The sequence below is a fragment of the Atribacter sp. genome, from assembly GCF_035418125.1.
GTDB lineage: Bacteria > Atribacterota > Atribacteria > Atribacterales > Atribacteraceae > Atribacter > Atribacter allofermentans.
Window position 1 is genome coordinate 1 of record NZ_DAOLQM010000329.1, and the last position, 1,983, is coordinate 1,983.

Below are 1,983 nucleotides of genomic sequence, written 5' to 3' on the forward strand. Positions count from 1 at the left end.
AATAACCTCTTTCCGAACCCTTTTTATTTTCCTATCCTATAAATACCATTAAATGGATTTTTTATTCGGTCATCCTGAGGCTTCGTATTCAGAAGCCGTGAGGATATCATCTACTCAATCCGTCATTGCGAGACCTGGTTTTTTGAGGTCGTGGCAATCTCATGAGTCATCTTTTATTATTTGTAGGATTGAGAAATTATGGAACTGGGGAATTGAAAAAGATGAGATTCTTATAGTGTCCAGAAAAACACCGGACTCCCCAGAATGACAAACTGGGTGACAGAGATTGCCACGTCACTACGTTCCTCGCAATGACGGATTAGGAAAAAATTCAAATCCCCCTTACCCCCTTTGCTAAAGGGGGAAACGATTCCTGAGTAAGTATTTTCATCCTCATCTGGTGCTGCCAGGCAGCATGAAGGTCTATCCTTTTTTTAGATATTTACACCCTTCCTATAAATCCGTATAATAAAACAACATGAAAAAATACATCTTAAAACGTCTGCTTTTGCTTATACCAGTTTTAATTGGCGTGTCGATTTTAATATTCGTCATTGTCCGCCTCACCCCTGGAGATCCAGCACGGATTTTAGCCGGTGAACATGCTACCGAAGAATATGTTCAAGCTACTCGGGAGCGGTGGGGACTCGATAAACCAATGTACGTGCAATACTATATCTGGTTCAAAAGTCTGCTTCGAGGAGATTTAGGCCGCTCTATTACCACTCACTCTCCAGTTGTAGAAGAAATATTTAACCGTTTTCCTGCTACTCTTGAGCTTTCACTTTTTGCCATGTTTTTGGCCATTGTGATTGGCATATTAGCCGGAATCATTTCAGCTATACGCCAATATCACTTTTTTGATTATTTCTCAATGACCGTTGCTCTTTTCGGTATATCCATGCCGGTCTTTTGGTTAGGGTTAATGTTAATGTTTGTTTTCGGACTCTGGTTGGATATTCTTCCTATTTCCGGTCGGATCAATGTCATGATTCCCCTTCAAAATATCACCGGTCTCTACGTGTTGGATTCTATTCTGACCTTGAATTTTCAAGCCCTGGGAAGCTCGCTTCTCCATCTCATTCTTCCCAGCATTGCGCTTGGTACTATTCCAATGGCGATGATCGCCCGGATCACCCGATCTTCTATGCTTGAAATTATCCGCCAAGATTTTATACGTACCGAAAGAGCCAAGGGTCTACCAGAAAGAATGGTAATCTTCAAACATGCTTTAAAAAATGCACTGATTCCTATCATCACGGTTATTGGCATGGAATTTGGTCTCCTTTTAGGAGGAGCCATCTTAACTGAAACGGTTTTTGCTTGGCCGGGATTGGGTCGATACACAGTTGATGCAGTTTATGCTCGTGATTATCCAGCCATTCAGGGATCGGTTCTTTTTATTGCCTTCATATTCGTTGTAGTCAATCTCATTACTGATGTATTGTATGCCTATATTAATCCACGGATCAGGTACCATTAAATGATGAAGAATACTAGTGGAGTTTTTTCCGACTTTTTTTATATGATTCGCAAAAATAAGTCAGCTTTTGTGGGGTTGATCGTTATTGTTGCTATGGTAATTGTTGCCTTATTGGCACCTATCATTTCCCCCAATAATCCACTGCAGAGAAGCCTCGCCAATCGATTGAAGCCCGGATTCTGGGCAGGCGAAGAATATAATCAGTTCCCCTTGGGTACCGATTATTTAGGGCGTTGTTTACTGTCAAGAATCATCTGGGGTGCACGAACATCTTTATCAGTTGGTTTTATTGCCGTTCTTATCTCCACTGTTTTTGGTCTTATTTTAGGTATAGCTGGTGGGTATTATGGAGGATGGGTAGACACATTTTTAATGCGTATAGTTGATGTTTTATTTGCCTTTCCAAGCATTCTTTTATCGATTACAATTATGGCTGCCTTAGGAGCAGGATTAGAAAAAGCCATGATCGCTATTGGAATCGTTTATATTCCCCAGATGGC

2 protein-coding genes are annotated in these 1,983 nt (G+C 40.9%); both read left to right on the forward strand.

All coding sequences use genetic code 11. The features are described from left to right. Window positions 1-478: 478 nt before the first annotated feature. A complete protein-coding gene (locus tag PLK24_RS11095) occupies window positions 479-1,483 on the forward strand; it encodes an ABC transporter permease (RefSeq protein ID WP_324479131.1) in 1,005 nt (334 codons plus the stop codon). Between the two features lie 42 nt (window positions 1,484-1,525). Further along, window positions 1,526-1,983, forward strand: a 458-nt coding sequence (locus tag PLK24_RS11100; RefSeq protein WP_324479133.1) for an ABC transporter permease, incomplete at its 3' end; no start/stop codon positions are given.

Coding starts and splice junctions, on each gene's coding strand:
- PLK24_RS11095 (WP_324479131.1), top strand. CDS start 479: ATGAAAAAATACATCTTAAAACGTCTGCTTTTGCTTATACCAGTTTTA.